At 58.9% G+C, this 12,683-nt stretch carries 13 protein-coding genes and 2 pseudogenes; 3 read left to right on the forward strand and 12 right to left on the reverse strand.

Annotated features, from left to right (window positions below; translation table 11 throughout):
- Positions 1-23: 23 nt before the first annotated feature.
- From AC07W5_RS23510 to AC07W5_RS23535, 6 genes and pseudogenes are all read right to left on the reverse strand, one after another.
- Positions 24-372, reverse strand: a pseudogene (locus AC07W5_RS23510) (LysE family transporter); the annotation flags it as partial.
- 180 nt (positions 373-552) lie between these two features.
- Positions 553-789, reverse strand: a pseudogene (locus tag AC07W5_RS23515) (type 2 periplasmic-binding domain-containing protein); the annotation flags it as partial.
- Between the two features lie 119 nt (positions 790-908).
- Positions 909-2,249: an MFS transporter gene (locus tag AC07W5_RS23520; protein WP_495024425.1), complete on the reverse strand. Its 1,341-nt coding sequence runs from the start codon at positions 2,247-2,249 to the stop codon at positions 909-911.
- 61 nt (positions 2,250-2,310) lie between these two features.
- The gene (locus tag AC07W5_RS23525; RefSeq protein WP_495024426.1) at positions 2,311-3,252 is read right to left on the reverse strand and encodes a hydroxymethylglutaryl-CoA lyase; all 942 of its coding nucleotides are present in this window, start codon (positions 3,250-3,252) and stop codon (positions 2,311-2,313) included.
- Positions 3,249-4,442 (reverse strand): CaiB/BaiF CoA transferase family protein, encoded by a 1,194-nt coding sequence (locus AC07W5_RS23530; RefSeq protein WP_494994496.1) that lies wholly within the window; start codon positions 4,440-4,442, stop codon positions 3,249-3,251. The genes AC07W5_RS23525 and AC07W5_RS23530 overlap by 4 nt, the downstream gene beginning before the upstream one ends.
- Before the next feature lie 235 nt (positions 4,443-4,677).
- A complete protein-coding gene (locus tag AC07W5_RS23535; RefSeq protein WP_495011559.1) occupies positions 4,678-5,589 on the reverse strand; it encodes a LysR family transcriptional regulator in 912 nt (303 codons plus the stop codon).
- A 482-nt stretch (positions 5,590-6,071) separates the two neighbouring features.
- Between AC07W5_RS23535 and AC07W5_RS23540 the strand changes: the two genes are divergently transcribed.
- Entirely contained in the window at positions 6,072-7,091 is a 1,020-nt protein-coding gene (locus tag AC07W5_RS23540) for a DUF4917 family protein (protein ID WP_495024427.1), read from the forward strand.
- 48 nt (positions 7,092-7,139) lie between these two features.
- Here AC07W5_RS23540 and AC07W5_RS23545 read toward each other — a convergent pair whose 3' ends face one another.
- From AC07W5_RS23545 to AC07W5_RS23555, 3 genes are all read right to left on the reverse strand, one after another.
- Complete coding sequence (locus AC07W5_RS23545) at positions 7,140-7,484, reverse strand: YegP family protein (protein ID WP_494994493.1); 345 nt, start codon at positions 7,482-7,484, stop codon at positions 7,140-7,142.
- A gap of 168 nt (positions 7,485-7,652) precedes the next feature.
- Entirely contained in the window at positions 7,653-7,958 is a 306-nt protein-coding gene (locus AC07W5_RS23550) for a ribbon-helix-helix domain-containing protein (RefSeq protein WP_495011557.1), read from the reverse strand.
- A gap of 12 nt (positions 7,959-7,970) precedes the next feature.
- Positions 7,971-8,552: a DJ-1/PfpI family protein gene (locus AC07W5_RS23555; RefSeq protein ID WP_494994491.1), complete on the reverse strand. Its 582-nt coding sequence runs from the start codon at positions 8,550-8,552 to the stop codon at positions 7,971-7,973.
- Between the two features lie 245 nt (positions 8,553-8,797).
- On the opposite strand from AC07W5_RS23555, the gene AC07W5_RS23560 reads away from it, so the two are divergent.
- Positions 8,798-9,718: a DMT family transporter gene (locus AC07W5_RS23560; RefSeq protein ID WP_495011556.1), complete on the forward strand. Its 921-nt coding sequence runs from the start codon at positions 8,798-8,800 to the stop codon at positions 9,716-9,718.
- On the opposite strand, the gene AC07W5_RS23565 is transcribed toward AC07W5_RS23560, so the two are convergent.
- The 3 genes from AC07W5_RS23565 to AC07W5_RS23575 all read right to left on the reverse strand — a co-directional run bounded on the left by AC07W5_RS23565 (position 9,711) and on the right by AC07W5_RS23575 (position 11,860).
- Positions 9,711-10,928: a class I SAM-dependent methyltransferase gene (locus AC07W5_RS23565; RefSeq protein ID WP_495011555.1), complete on the reverse strand. Its 1,218-nt coding sequence runs from the start codon at positions 10,926-10,928 to the stop codon at positions 9,711-9,713. The two genes, AC07W5_RS23560 and AC07W5_RS23565, sit on opposite strands and share 8 nt — an antisense overlap.
- Positions 10,929-11,216: 288 nt before the next feature.
- Positions 11,217-11,579: a hypothetical protein gene (locus tag AC07W5_RS23570; protein WP_495024428.1), complete on the reverse strand. Its 363-nt coding sequence runs from the start codon at positions 11,577-11,579 to the stop codon at positions 11,217-11,219.
- Positions 11,576-11,860 carry an Ogr/Delta-like zinc finger protein gene (locus AC07W5_RS23575; protein ID WP_495011554.1) on the reverse strand — a complete coding sequence of 95 codons (285 nt, stop codon included), beginning with the start codon at positions 11,858-11,860 and terminating at the stop codon, positions 11,576-11,578. The genes AC07W5_RS23570 and AC07W5_RS23575 overlap by 4 nt, the downstream gene beginning before the upstream one ends.
- Before the next feature lie 298 nt (positions 11,861-12,158).
- On the opposite strand from AC07W5_RS23575, the gene AC07W5_RS23580 reads away from it, so the two are divergent.
- Positions 12,159-12,593 carry a helix-turn-helix domain-containing protein gene (locus AC07W5_RS23580; RefSeq protein WP_495024429.1) on the forward strand — a complete coding sequence of 145 codons (435 nt, stop codon included), beginning with the start codon at positions 12,159-12,161 and terminating at the stop codon, positions 12,591-12,593.
- The last annotated feature ends 90 nt before the right edge of the window (positions 12,594-12,683 follow it).

Consider the following 12,683-nt stretch of genomic DNA (forward strand, 5'->3'; position numbering starts at 1 on the left):
CTGCCGCAGCCCTGCGATCAGCCTCAAGCCTTGTTCGCCAACAATCCTGGCACTGCATGCAGCAAGGCATTGACGGCAAAGCCGATGAACATCACCCCGCAAATCCGGGTGATCGCCAGCTCATGCTGTTGGTACACCGTACGCACCTGCCGCGCGCCGACAACTGCGATGAGAATAGCGTATGCAGCGATCCCGCCAACGAAACTCAAGAAGATTAGCCAGGGCAGCATCGACCAGTTCAACAACTCGGCGTGTCGCCACAGCCACCGGATAGGCTTTGGGGTTGGTCAGACCAGACGTGATGCCGTGCCGGAACGGTTGCCGCGCGGGCCCTTGAGGCGTTTCGGCGCCACTGCGACGGGCGCGAATGGCCCCGGGGTGATGCCGTAGATGAAACCGCAAGCAAGTACGGCCAAGAGCAACGAGGATGTCATCAAGGGTTTCTCATCAAGGGCAATCCCCCCAATCGGCGGGCGAAGGGGCCGAAGTTTATCGCAGCAAGATGGACTGCGGGATACCGTCCGGCAAGCGCTCATAAATCCGCAAAAAATTTCATCCCCGCCCTACCACTTTCCCAATCTGCCCATTCAACCAGTTCAATGCCTGATCACTGCCGCGGCGATTATGCCAGGCGCGGACGAAGGTGAATGAGGGGATCTTGAAGAGCGGTGGCATCACCAGCAGCTGTTGCTGATCGATGTTGCGCAGGCCGCGGGAAGCGACGGTGAGAATCAGGTCGGTGCCGCTGATGAATTGCGGGGCGACACTCCAGTGCGGCCGGCTCCAGGCCTAAGGAGCTGCACGGCTACCAGGTCCCGCCCTCGATGAGCAGTCAAAAACTATCGCTCCTGGCGGAGCGACAGTCGAGATACAAGGCGCTGCCGACAGGCTGCGATCTTTCAGGGCCTTCAATCCCCCTGAAGCTTGTCCAGCGTGCGCAGTTTCTGCGGCAATCCCCACAACAGCAGTGCAGCAGCGATGAGCGCGGCAACACCGATGACGTACAGCGCGGGTGTGGTGCTGCCGGTCAGGTCCTTGATCCGCCCGACCATGACCGGGCTGACGATACCGCCGAACTGTCCGAGGGTGTTGATCACCGCGATCCCGCCCGCCGCACCGGCGCCTGCACCGGCCAGCAGTTTCGGTGGCAGGGTCCAGAAGGTCGGGATCGAGGCGATGATGCCCGCGCCCAACAAGCTCAGAGCGACAATCAGGAACGTGGTGTGGTCGGCAAAAATCCCCGCACAGAAGAACCCCACCGCGCCAAGCGCTACCAACCCGCTGACGAACTTGCGCCGCTCGCCGGTGGCATCGGACAAGCGCCCGATCACTACCATGCTGATGGCGCCACACACATAAGGGATGGCCGTCAGCAAACCGATTATCACCGGGCTCTGGGTGCCGGCGCTGCGGATCAATTGCGGCGCCCAGAAGTTCAGGCCATAGGACGCGATCTGGATCAGGAAGTAGATCAGGCCCAAGGTCAGAAAGCCCGGAATACGCAACGCCGCCAGCAATGAACTGCCGCCCTTGTGCGGCTCATGTTGGGCAACGCGGCTCGAGAGCAGGGTTTTCTCTGCCGGGGTCAGCCAGTGAGCGTCTTCGATGCGATCCTTGAGCAGGGTCAGCACCATGCAACCAAGGCCGACGCACGGCAAACCACCCAGCAGGAACAACCAGTGCCAGCCACGCATGTGCATGACGCCGTCCAGATGCTCCAGTACCAGGCCGGAGAACGGCGCCCCCACCAACCCGGCAAAAGCCGAGGCCAGAAACAGCATCGAGGTGATGCGCCCGCGGTAGTGTTGCGGGAACCACAGCGTCAGGTAATACAGCACGCCAGGTGCGAAACCGGCTTCCATCGCACCGATGACGAAGCGCAAGGCATAGAACTGCCATTCGCTGCTGACGAAGACCATGGCCGCAGTGGCCAGCCCCCAGGACATCATGATCCGCGCAATCCAGCGGCGGGCACCGACCTTGTAGAGCATCATGTTGCTTGGCACTTCGAAGATCACGTAACCGACCACAAACAGCCCGGCACCCAAGCCATAGGCGGTGTCGCTCAGGCTCAAATCAGCCTGCAACTGGAACTTGGCGAAGCTGATGTTGATGCGGTCGAAAAACGCAAACAGGTAGCAGACCATGATCAACGGCATCAGTCGCCAGGCGACTTTGCTGACCAGGTTTTTTTCGGCATCGTGTGTAGCGGCCGGGCTCGCGCCCGCCTCCAGGACATTAAGGCTCATCGTGTTTCTCCAGGCGGACTTCCCGTGGGTGTCCGATTGTTTTTGTTGTCTGGTTCAGGTGCTAAAGCGTTGCCAGGTAGTCCGGCGCCGGATGCAGGTCACAGTTGCGTCCGGCTTTGGCCACCTGGCCCGGCAATTCATGGCCAAGCAGCGCCGGCAAGCGTCGGGACATCTGTAACAGGTGCGGTAGATCGATACCGGTATGGATACCCATTTCATCGCACAGGTTGACCAGGTCTTCGGTGCAAATATTCCCCGATGCACCCGGCGCAAATGGACAACCGCCGAGCCCGCCCAGCGCCGCATCAAAACGGCGAGCGCCGGCCTCATAGGCGGCCAGCACGTTGCACAAGCCAAGACCGCGGGTGTTGTGGAAATGCAGGGTCAGATCGGCCGCCGGCAGACGCTGCAATACCCGCTGCAGCAACCGCTTGACCTGTCGCGGATTGGCCATGCCGGTAGTGTCGGCCAGGGTGATACCTTGCATGCCCAATTCCAGATATGCGTCGACAATCTGCAGCACACGGTCTTCATCGACCTTGCCTTCGAACGGGCAACCGAAGGTGGTGGCGATGCTCGCGTTGAGCCTCACCGATGAACCGCTGACGAACTCGACCACCTCGCCGAACGCTGCCAACGAGTGCTCGCAACTCATGCGCATGTTCGCCAGGTTGTGGGTCTGGCTGGCGGACATCACCAGGTTCAGCTCATCGGCCGCAGACTCCAGCGCCCGTTGCGCGCCTTTGAGGTTGGGGATCAGCGCAACGTAGATCACACCCGGCTGCCGGGTAATGCCCTGGAATACTTGCTCACCGTCGCGCAGGGCTGGAATGGCTTTGGGCGAAACGAATGAACCGGCTTCGATCCGGCTGAAACCAGCCAGTGACAGCTGATTGATCAGCGCTATTTTGTCGGCGGTTTCGACCCAGGTTGGCTCGATCTGCAAGCCGTCTCGGGGGGAGACCTCCTGAACGATCAAGGTCTCGCAGACGTCGCGAATCATTGCACCACCCCTTCGGCTTTCAGTCGTTCTATGTCCAGACCCGAGAGGCCCAGCTCAGCCAGAATCCCGTCGGTATGCTGGCCCAGACTCGGCCCCGACCAGTTCACACTGCCCGGCGTCTCGGACAACTTGGGTACGATACCGGGCATCTTCACCGTGGCGCCGCCGGGCAGTTGTGCACTGAGCAGCATGTCCCGCGCCTGGTAGTGCGGGTCGGCAACGATGTCGGCCACCGAGTAGATGCGTCCGGCGGGAACTTCGGCCTCCTGCAATATGGCCAGCACTTGCTCGATCGGCAGGCTGCTGGTCCAGTGTGTGATCGCAGCATCGAGCAATCCACTCTTGGCGGCGCGCCCATCGTTATGGGCAAACTCCGGTGCTTCGGCCAGGTCGATACGGCCGATAACTTCCATCAAGCGCTTGTAGATCGGGTCGCTATTGCCGGCAATCACTACGTAAGCGCCGTCGGCGGTCAAGTAGGTGTTCGATGGTGCAATACCCGGCAAGGCACCGCCGCTACGCTCGCGGACGTGGCCGAGCATGTCGTATTCCGGCACCAGGCTTTCCATCAGATTGAACACGCTTTCGGCCAGGGACACATCGACCACCTGCCCTTCGCCCTGCCCGGTCTTGACCCGCAGCAACGACATCAAAGCACCGATTACGGCATGCAGCGACGCCAGCGAATCACCGAGACTGACACCGACCCGCGCCGGCGGCGAACCCGGGGTGCCGGTGGTGTAGCGAATGCCGCCCATGGCCTCGCCGATGGCGCCAAAACCGGGGCGGTCGCGATACGGGCCGGTCTGGCCATAACCGGAAATGCGTACCAGCGTCAGGTTCGGATTGAGGGCATGCAGCACGTCCCAGCCCAGCCCGAGCTTTTCCAGGGCACCGGGGCGCAGGTTTTCGATCAATACGTCGGCGCTGCTGGCGAGTTGCTTGACCAGTTCAATGCCTTCGGGGGATTTCAGATTCAGGGCCAGGGATTTTTTGTTCCGCGATTGCAGGTACCACCACAGGGACGTGCCTTCGTGCAGCTTTCGCCACTTGCGAAGCGGGTCGCCCTGGCCGATGGATTCGATCTTGATCACCTCGGCACCGAACTCGGCCAGCACGCGTGCGGCGAACGGCGCGGCAATCAGTGTGCCGATCTCGATTACCTTGATGCCACTCAGAGGGGCAGTCATGGGGGTACCTCTTATTCTTGGAATGTGTGCCAAGGCTAGAGGAGCGATGCCACTGGAATCCAACCTTCAGTTGGCAACGAGCGTTCGCGAAACGCGAAGGGTTGATCGGAAGAGGTCAGAAAGATCGTTCCCACGCTCTGCGTGGGAATGCAGCCCGTGACGCTGCGCGTCACATACAAAAGCGACGCGGAGCGTCCGGCGAGGCATTCCCACGCGGAGCGTAGGAACGATCAACTCAGCCTTGCTCCCCGCGCAAACACTCAAACAACAACTGGCTCACCGGCGACAGCGCCGCTTCATCGCGCACCACCAGAATCAGCATGCGTTCGGACCACTCGTCACTGAGCGGTACCGCGTGCAAGCCCAGTGCCCGACCAAACAGTTCATAGGCGCGCAGCGGCAAAATGCCGATACCCATGTTGGCCTGGACCATACGGCACATGGCATCAAACCCGGGCACATGAATCCGCAGGCGCAGCACTTTGCCCGCCTTGCGCGCTGCCGCATGAGTGCGCATGTTGATCGAACTGGCGGCGTGCAGACCGACATAATCGCTGTCCAGCGTGTCGGCAAATGCCAATTCGTGCTCAATGGCCAGCGGATGATCCGGGCGCATCAGCACCACCAGTTTGTCACGCCGGTAAGGCGCGCTGTGCAGGCCTTTGATATCGCTGTCACTGGAACAGATGCCGAGGTCCGCCACGCCATCCAGCACACCTTGAATCACCCCGTTACTGGGGCGTTCTTCGAGATCGGTTTTGACTTGCGGATGACGTTCGGAAAAATCCCGCAGGTCTTCGGGCAAGAACTCGATGATCGCCGAGAGATTGGCCAGCATCCGCACATAACCGCGCACGCCATGGCTGTGCTCACCGAGTTCGAGGCCCATTTTCTCAAGGTTGAACAGCATCTGCCGCGCATGGTGCAGCAGGGTTTCACCGGCCGCCGTCAGGGTCATGCCCTTGGCCTGGCGCACGAACAAACTGATACCCAGCGCCTCCTCCAGTTCCATCAAGCGCTTGCTCGCCGCCGACACCGCAATCGCCTCACGAGCGGCGGCGCGGGTCAACGTGCCCTCTTCGTGGACGGCAACGAACAATTGCAGTGTGACCAGATCCACACGACGTATCAGGCTTTTTTGCAGCATCGAAGACTCGGCGATATCGGCTCAGTCGGAAACCGCAGCATATCGCTCTTTTTGATCCCCAAGGGACTGACGATGTTAAGAGCACTCTGTGAACTGCAGGTGGTTTGCTACAGAATCACGGCGGGGATCTGCGCTACGGAATAGACAAGGAATTCAATGAAGAGCAGAACCACCTGACTCATCACCTGCTGCACTCAGTGCAATTGCCAGCCTGCTGGTGAGCCAACAGGCCTGGCCATTGGCGCTGTTGTGCACGCTGCTGGCCCTGGGCGCGATGTTCTGCGTGCGGCTCATTCCCCGCCCGCAACTCAACGAACAAAACGTCGTATGACGCACCGCGTTTACTGCTGAACCGCTAATACCGATTCAATGGGCGCCTACAGGGTCAACGGATCTGTCGAACGGTATGTTGATCTGGCTCAACACCCGGTCGTGATAAAGTCTGCGCCCTGTACACCTTCAGCCTTGAGACGACGAACGCGATGATGGATTTCCAGGAATTTGATGCCGAACTTGAAGACTGGAACGCGTTGCGCGCAACCACCTCGTTCACCGGCCTGCTGGCAGGTAACGGCGCAAGCCGCGCGGTGTGGGACGACTTCGGCTATGACTCGCTGTTCGAAAACGCCCGAACCGTCGAAGAAAAACCCCTGAGCCAGTCCGAGCTGAGTGTCTTCGAGGCCATGGGCACACGCATTTTCGAGCAGGTACTGAGCGCGTTGAAGACCACCAGTCGGGTCAACAAGGCACTGGCCATCAGCTCGGCGTCGCCGCGCAATCGCTATTACGCGATCAAGGAAGCACTGATCAACACTGTGCATGCGGTGCACATTCCCTGGCGCCTGATGCAGGCCTCGAGCCTGGCGAAGATCAATCAAGAGCTGGGCAGCTACCCAACGGTATTCACCACCAATTACGACCTGCTCAACTATTGGGCGATCATGCATGATTCACCGGTCATCACGGACCTGTTTCAAGGCGCTGACTCAAGCTTCGATTTGAGCAATTCCCGGACTGATTCGGCGCGCATTCTCTACTTGCATGGCGGCCTGCATCTGGTGAGAAATTCGGACGGCACCGCACGCAAGCTGACCTCGACTGCAGGCACCCTGCTGGGCAGTTTCGCCATCAACAACACCATCAAGACCCTGGATGATGTGCCGCTGTTCATCAGCGAAGGCACCACCCAGGACAAGCTCAAGACCATCCGCAGTTCGGACTACCTGTCCTTCTGCTACGAACAGTTGCTGACCCATGAGGGCGCCCTGTGCATCTTCGGCCACAGCCTCGGCGAACAGGACAGCCATATCGTCCACGCCTTGCGCCAGGCGAAACTCAAGACCATCGCCGTCTCGATCTACCCGCGCAGTAAGGCGTTCATCCAGCATCAGAAGCGCCATTACACAACGTTGTTCGAGGGCATGGATGTGACGCTGCGGTTTTTTGATTCCAAGAGCCATGGGTTGGGCAGTCCACAGCTGTCGGTGCCGGTCGAACGCTAAAAACGCCGATTGTTCCCACGCCCGCGTGGGAACAATCAGGCGATCAGGTCAAAGCACTGGCAGGGTTTTGTCCTTCACCACTGTGCTCGGCCCGTTGGCCTTGACGCTGGCAATGCCTTTATCGCGCGCTGCATCGGAGGAGTAGGCCTCACCGCTACCGATGATCTGGTGGTTGGCGGCCGTGAGATTGAAATACGGATGACCATCCTTGGTGGCTTTTTTCTCGTAGCGTTCCGCAAGCGGGCTATTAGCCTGAACCGAGGCGATGCCACTCTCGGCTGCACTATGGGTGGTGTACAGCTCACTGGTAAGAATGATTTCGGCGTTGGCCGCTTTAAGGACAAAGCGGAACTGACCATTACTGCTTTTGCTCAACTCGTACCATCCAGACATGACGCTACTCCTGTCGACTGATAAGGATTGCTGCGCATCAGAGTAAAGACCGCGCCCAGTGTTTCGCCAATATCGCCGCGGACTTCCTGGAAGGTTATTCTGATCAAGCGTTTGGTCGCCTGATACATGCGCATCGCAATGAGGCCAGGGGCTATCCAAAAACCGGCTCTACTTCACCGCCGTGCGTACCATGCTCAACACGGGTGTCACCGTGCGCCGCTGAGCCAGATACCGCGTGCAACTGACCCGCAGGAACGAGGCGAAATTCACCACTTCGCCGCGGTAGTCCATCACCTCTTCATACAGTTTGGCGATCAGTTGATTGGTGCTCATGCCATCGACCTCGGCGATCTCGCCGAGGATGTCCCAGAACTGGTTTTCCAGGCGCAAGGTGGTCACCACCCCGCAAATGCGCAGCGAGCGAGAGCGTGATTCGTAGAGAATCGGATCGGCTTTGACGTAGAGCTCGCACATACGATCTGTCTCCTACAAGGTGATCCTGGTGCCCAGCAAGCCGAGGAAACCCGCCAGCCAGCCCGGATGCGCCGGCCAGGCCGGGGCCGTCACCAGATTGCCCTGAACATGACCTTCCGTCACCGGAATATCGATAAACGTACCGCCGGCCAGGCGCACTTCCGGGGCACAGGCCGGGTAAGCGCTGCACTCGCGGCCTTCAAGAATGCCCGCCGCCGCCAGCAATTGCGCGCCATGGCAGACTGCTGCAATCGGTTTGCCGGCCTTATCGAAGGCTTGCACCAACTGCAGGACCTTCTCGTTCAAGCGCAGGTATTCCGGGGCACGGCCACCGGGCACCAGCAGCGCGTCGTAATCCGCCGCATCGACCTTGGCGAAGTCGAAGTTCAGCGCAAACAGATGCCCCGGCTTTTCGCTGTAGGTCTGATCGCCTTCGAAATCGTGGATTGCCGTACGTACGGTTTGCCCGGCGGTTTTATCAGGACACACCGCATGCACGGTGTGGCCGACCATCAGCAGCGCCTGAAACGGCACCATCACTTCGTAGTCTTCGACGTAGTCGCCGACCAGCATCAGAATTTTTTTAGCGGCCATGGAAATGACTCCTCTCGCAGAAACACATTGGCAACAAGAGTATTCAAAGTAGTCCTTAATCAGCTCAGCAGGTAATAACCAGCTACTACGCACAAGCAAGAGGCTTTTTGTGGCGAGGGGCCGTGGTTTTCCAGGTAGCAATGCTGAACTGTACGGATAACTCTGCGCCCAGCTGTAAGAGCGTAAACCCGGGGTTTATGGCTAGATGAAAGCCTCTTCCGCCACTCTCGATTCTGGTTCCCGTTATGTCTTCGCGCGAAAACACCGGCATGGCCCTGGGCCTGCTCGGCGTCATCATCTTCAGCCTGACCCTGCCGTTCACACGGATCGTTGTGCAGGAAATCCACCCACTGCTCAACGGCCTCGGTCGTGCGTTGTTTGCAGCGATTCCGGCGGCGCTGTTGTTGCTCTGGCGTCGGGAAAAAAGGCCAACCTGGAAACAGATCAAAGGCCTGAGCCTGGTGATCGCCGGAGTGATTCTGGGGTTCCCGGTGCTGTCGGCCTGGGCGATGCAAACGTTGCCGGCGTCCCATGGCGCGCTAGTCAATGGTTTACAGCCGCTCTGCGTGGCGCTGTATGCCGCGTGGTTGTCCCATGAGCGGCCGTCAAAAGCCTTCTGGGCCTGTGCGGCGCTGGGTAGCTTGCTGGTTTTGAGTTACGCCTTGATCAGCGGTGCCGGCAGTATTCAGGCGGGTGATTTGCTGATGCTCGCAGCAATTGCTGTCGGTGGGTTGGGCTATGCCGAAGGTGGCCGGTTGGCCAAGGAGATGGGGGGCTGGCAGGTGATCTGCTGGGCCTTGGTGCTGTCGACGCCGCTGCTGATCGGGCCGGTGACCTACCTTGCGTTGCAACATCAGGGAGAAATTTCCAGCAAGACCTGGTGGGCATTCGGTTATGTGTCGATGTTCTCGCAGTTCATCGGCTTTTTCGCCTGGTACGCCGGGCTGGCCATGGGCGGCATTGCGCGGGTCAGTCAGATCCAGCTGCTGCAGATCTTCTTCACCATCGCCTTTTCGGCGCTGTTCTTCGGCGAGCACATCGAACCGATTACCTGGCTGTTCGCCGTGGGTGTGATCGTCACCGTGATGCTCGGACGCAAGACCAGCGTGCGCCCGGCTCAGCCAGGCACATTGCCGTCAGGGATTACGCTCAAGTCCTTTAAATAAGAAGCCCGTCGGCCTGCAACAGCGTTTCCAGGCAGTGTTCGCTGATGTTGTAGAAGGCTTTGAGCTCCTGAATCCTCACCAGCAGCCGAGCCGGGTCGACCGGCTCGGCACGCTTGACCGCCAGAATCATCTTGTTCTTGTTGGTGTGTTCCAGCGAGATGAACTCGAAGACCTTGGTCTCGTAACCACAGGCTTCGAGGAACAACGCCCGCAGACTGTCGGTGACCATCTCGGCCTGCTGACCCATGTGCAACCCGTATTGCAGCATCGGCTTGAGCAACGCCGGGCTCTGGATTTGCAAGCGGATCTGCTTATGGCAGCACGGCGAGCACATGATGATCGCCGCACCGGAGCGGATGCCCATGTGGATGGCGTAATCGGTGGCGATGTCGCAGGCGTGCAGCGCGATCATCACGTCGATCGCGGTTGGGGCAAACGTGCGCACATCACCGTGCTGGAAGGTCAGACCGGGATGCTCCAGGCGCGCCGCGGCGTTGTTGCACAAGGTCACCATGTCCTCGCGCAACTCGACGCCGGTCACCAGCCCTTCGGCCTGCAAGGTGTTGCGCAGGTAGTCATGGATGGCGAAGGTCAGATAGCCCTTGCCCGAACCGAAGTCCGCGACCCGCACCGGCTGATCCAGCGCCAGTGGTGAGGACGTCAGTGCATGGCTGAACACCTCGATGAACTTGTTGATCTGCTTCCACTTGCGCGACATCGCCGGGATCAGCTCGTGCTGCTTGTTGGTCACGCCCAGGTCAGCCAGGAATGGTCGGCTCAACTCCAGGAAACGGTTCTTCTCGCGATTGTGCTCCGCAGATGGCACTTCGCGCTGCTGTTGAGTTTTGCCCCTGAACAGCGAACTTTTGCCCTTTTTACTGTATTCGAGCTGCACCTCGTCGGTCAGCGACAGCAAGTGTGCGTTCTTGAACGACTCCGGCAACAGGTCGGCAATCGCCGCCACACCGTCGGCCAACGAGAAATTCCTGGTGATGTCGCGAGTCTTGTAGCGGTAGACGAAGGACAGGCACGGCTGTTCCTTCACGGTCAGTTGCTTGATGATCAACCGTTGCAGATCCACCTCGGCACCGACGTACTTGGCCAGTACCAGTTTGATAAAGGAATTCTGCGCGAGGCTTGTGTCCAGCAGATTCAAGAACTGCGCGTGATGATCCGGCACGAGGCTGGCGGGAGTTGCGGTGACTGACATGTAAAAAGCGCCTCGGGCGGTGCAGATCGGGAATTGGAGCGTATTTTAGGGGGGATGGGGTTTGAGGGCACGGAGTTATTTTCAGACGGGCCCGGATCGCGCAATCCAGACCCCGAATACAACAGACCCTAGTGGCCTGTGTGGCTAGTTCGTTAGCTCAAATTCGGATGCCGGCGGCCCAGAGCCAAGGCGCTGTGACGAGTCATAGCCCGCTATGGCGAGGAACAGCAACGCAGGATATGGGCTGCTGGCGCCGAAGTTGACTAACAGAACTAGCCACACAGGCCACTAGGGATCAACCAGTCGCAGCCGACGACTGGCCGGGGAATTGATGATGTGCTTGACGATCAGCCCCACCGGCACCGCCCAGGTGAGGCCGCTGGCCGGGTCAGTGACCACGGCCACGGTTTCCGAGCTGGCGGCGATATCCAGGCGTCGGCGGTCATTGATGGATTTCAGCGTTCCATAGGCATGGCTAACCAGTTTTTCCGCCAGATGCATCGGCACGTTCAATCCTTGCAAGTGTTTCACCGCACGGCAGAACAGCACTTGATCGTCGGTGAGGTCATCGCGCTCATGACGGGTCAAAAATGCCTGGGCCGTGGCCAACAGCTCCGCATTCAGCTCCAGGCTCTCGCCAATGCCGCTCATGCTGACGACTCCATTTCTGTTTTCGCCGGCGGCCTGCTCACCTCCACGGGCCTTGCTGCCCGACGCAGATCGGGCCCTGCGCACGGCAACCTGACGGCCGGGTTGGGCATTCCGCTCGGGGAAAGCTCATGGGTCATCTCGAACTCTGCCCGAACTGACCAGCCGCATGCCTCCGACGTACATTGCAGGTACGCCACACGCAGGAAAATATGTCTGCCTTCGCTGGTTCGAATGCGCATCCGATTCAAACAGTGTGGGCAAACCATTTTGTAGGTACTCATACGTGACTCTCGTTCGTTAGTTGGTGGCAATCAACTGGATCAAACGCAATACTATTTAAAGCATTGGCCGATCCAGCCCGGCCCTGCGGATAACGTTCGCCAGACAACAGGAAGTGAAACTGGCAGGCGCGTAGTTGGTATGCGTAACGGCTGCGGGAAATTTCCCTGATACTATTAGGAAGTTTCAACATTAAGTTCGTCTGATTCATAGTTGATGGTTGATTACACATATAAAAACATACTCATTACGCATAAATTAGGCACTCAAAACGAATAAGTCAAAAGGAAGAGGCTCAAATTGCGTAGCAAAAAATCACAAGCTGTTCTCACTCGATTAAAACTGGTCACCGGCACGAGCACCGATGCAGCTTTATCTTCAGCGTTGAAAATCAGCCCTCAAACCCTCAGCAGCTGGAAAGGACGTGACAGCACGCCATACGCAATATGCATAGACATCGCACAAACTCGCGGCATTTCCCTTGACTGGCTGTTGCTTGGCGAAGGGCCGATACAGCGGCACGTGGAAACCAGCGCCACTGACGTTTCTCAAGAAGACACCACGCGGGAAAATACAATTCTCGCGTTGTGGCGGCAGTTGAACGAAGACGATCAGTCCGCCATACAGAGTGCACTGGAAGAGAAAAGGCGTCTGCGGGATCTGGAACTCAAACTTGCAGAAATCACTTCTACCCTGTCGACTCTCCAATACTCGCTCGACTCGCAAAAGTCATAGAGGCTCACTTCCCTAATGCCAGTCAGTTAAGACATTACGCGAACCGTAGCAGCTGGCGAAGCCTGCGTCCGGCTGCGCAGCAGTCGTAAA

The organism is Pseudomonas sp. GW821-FHT01E05 (assembly GCF_059422425.1).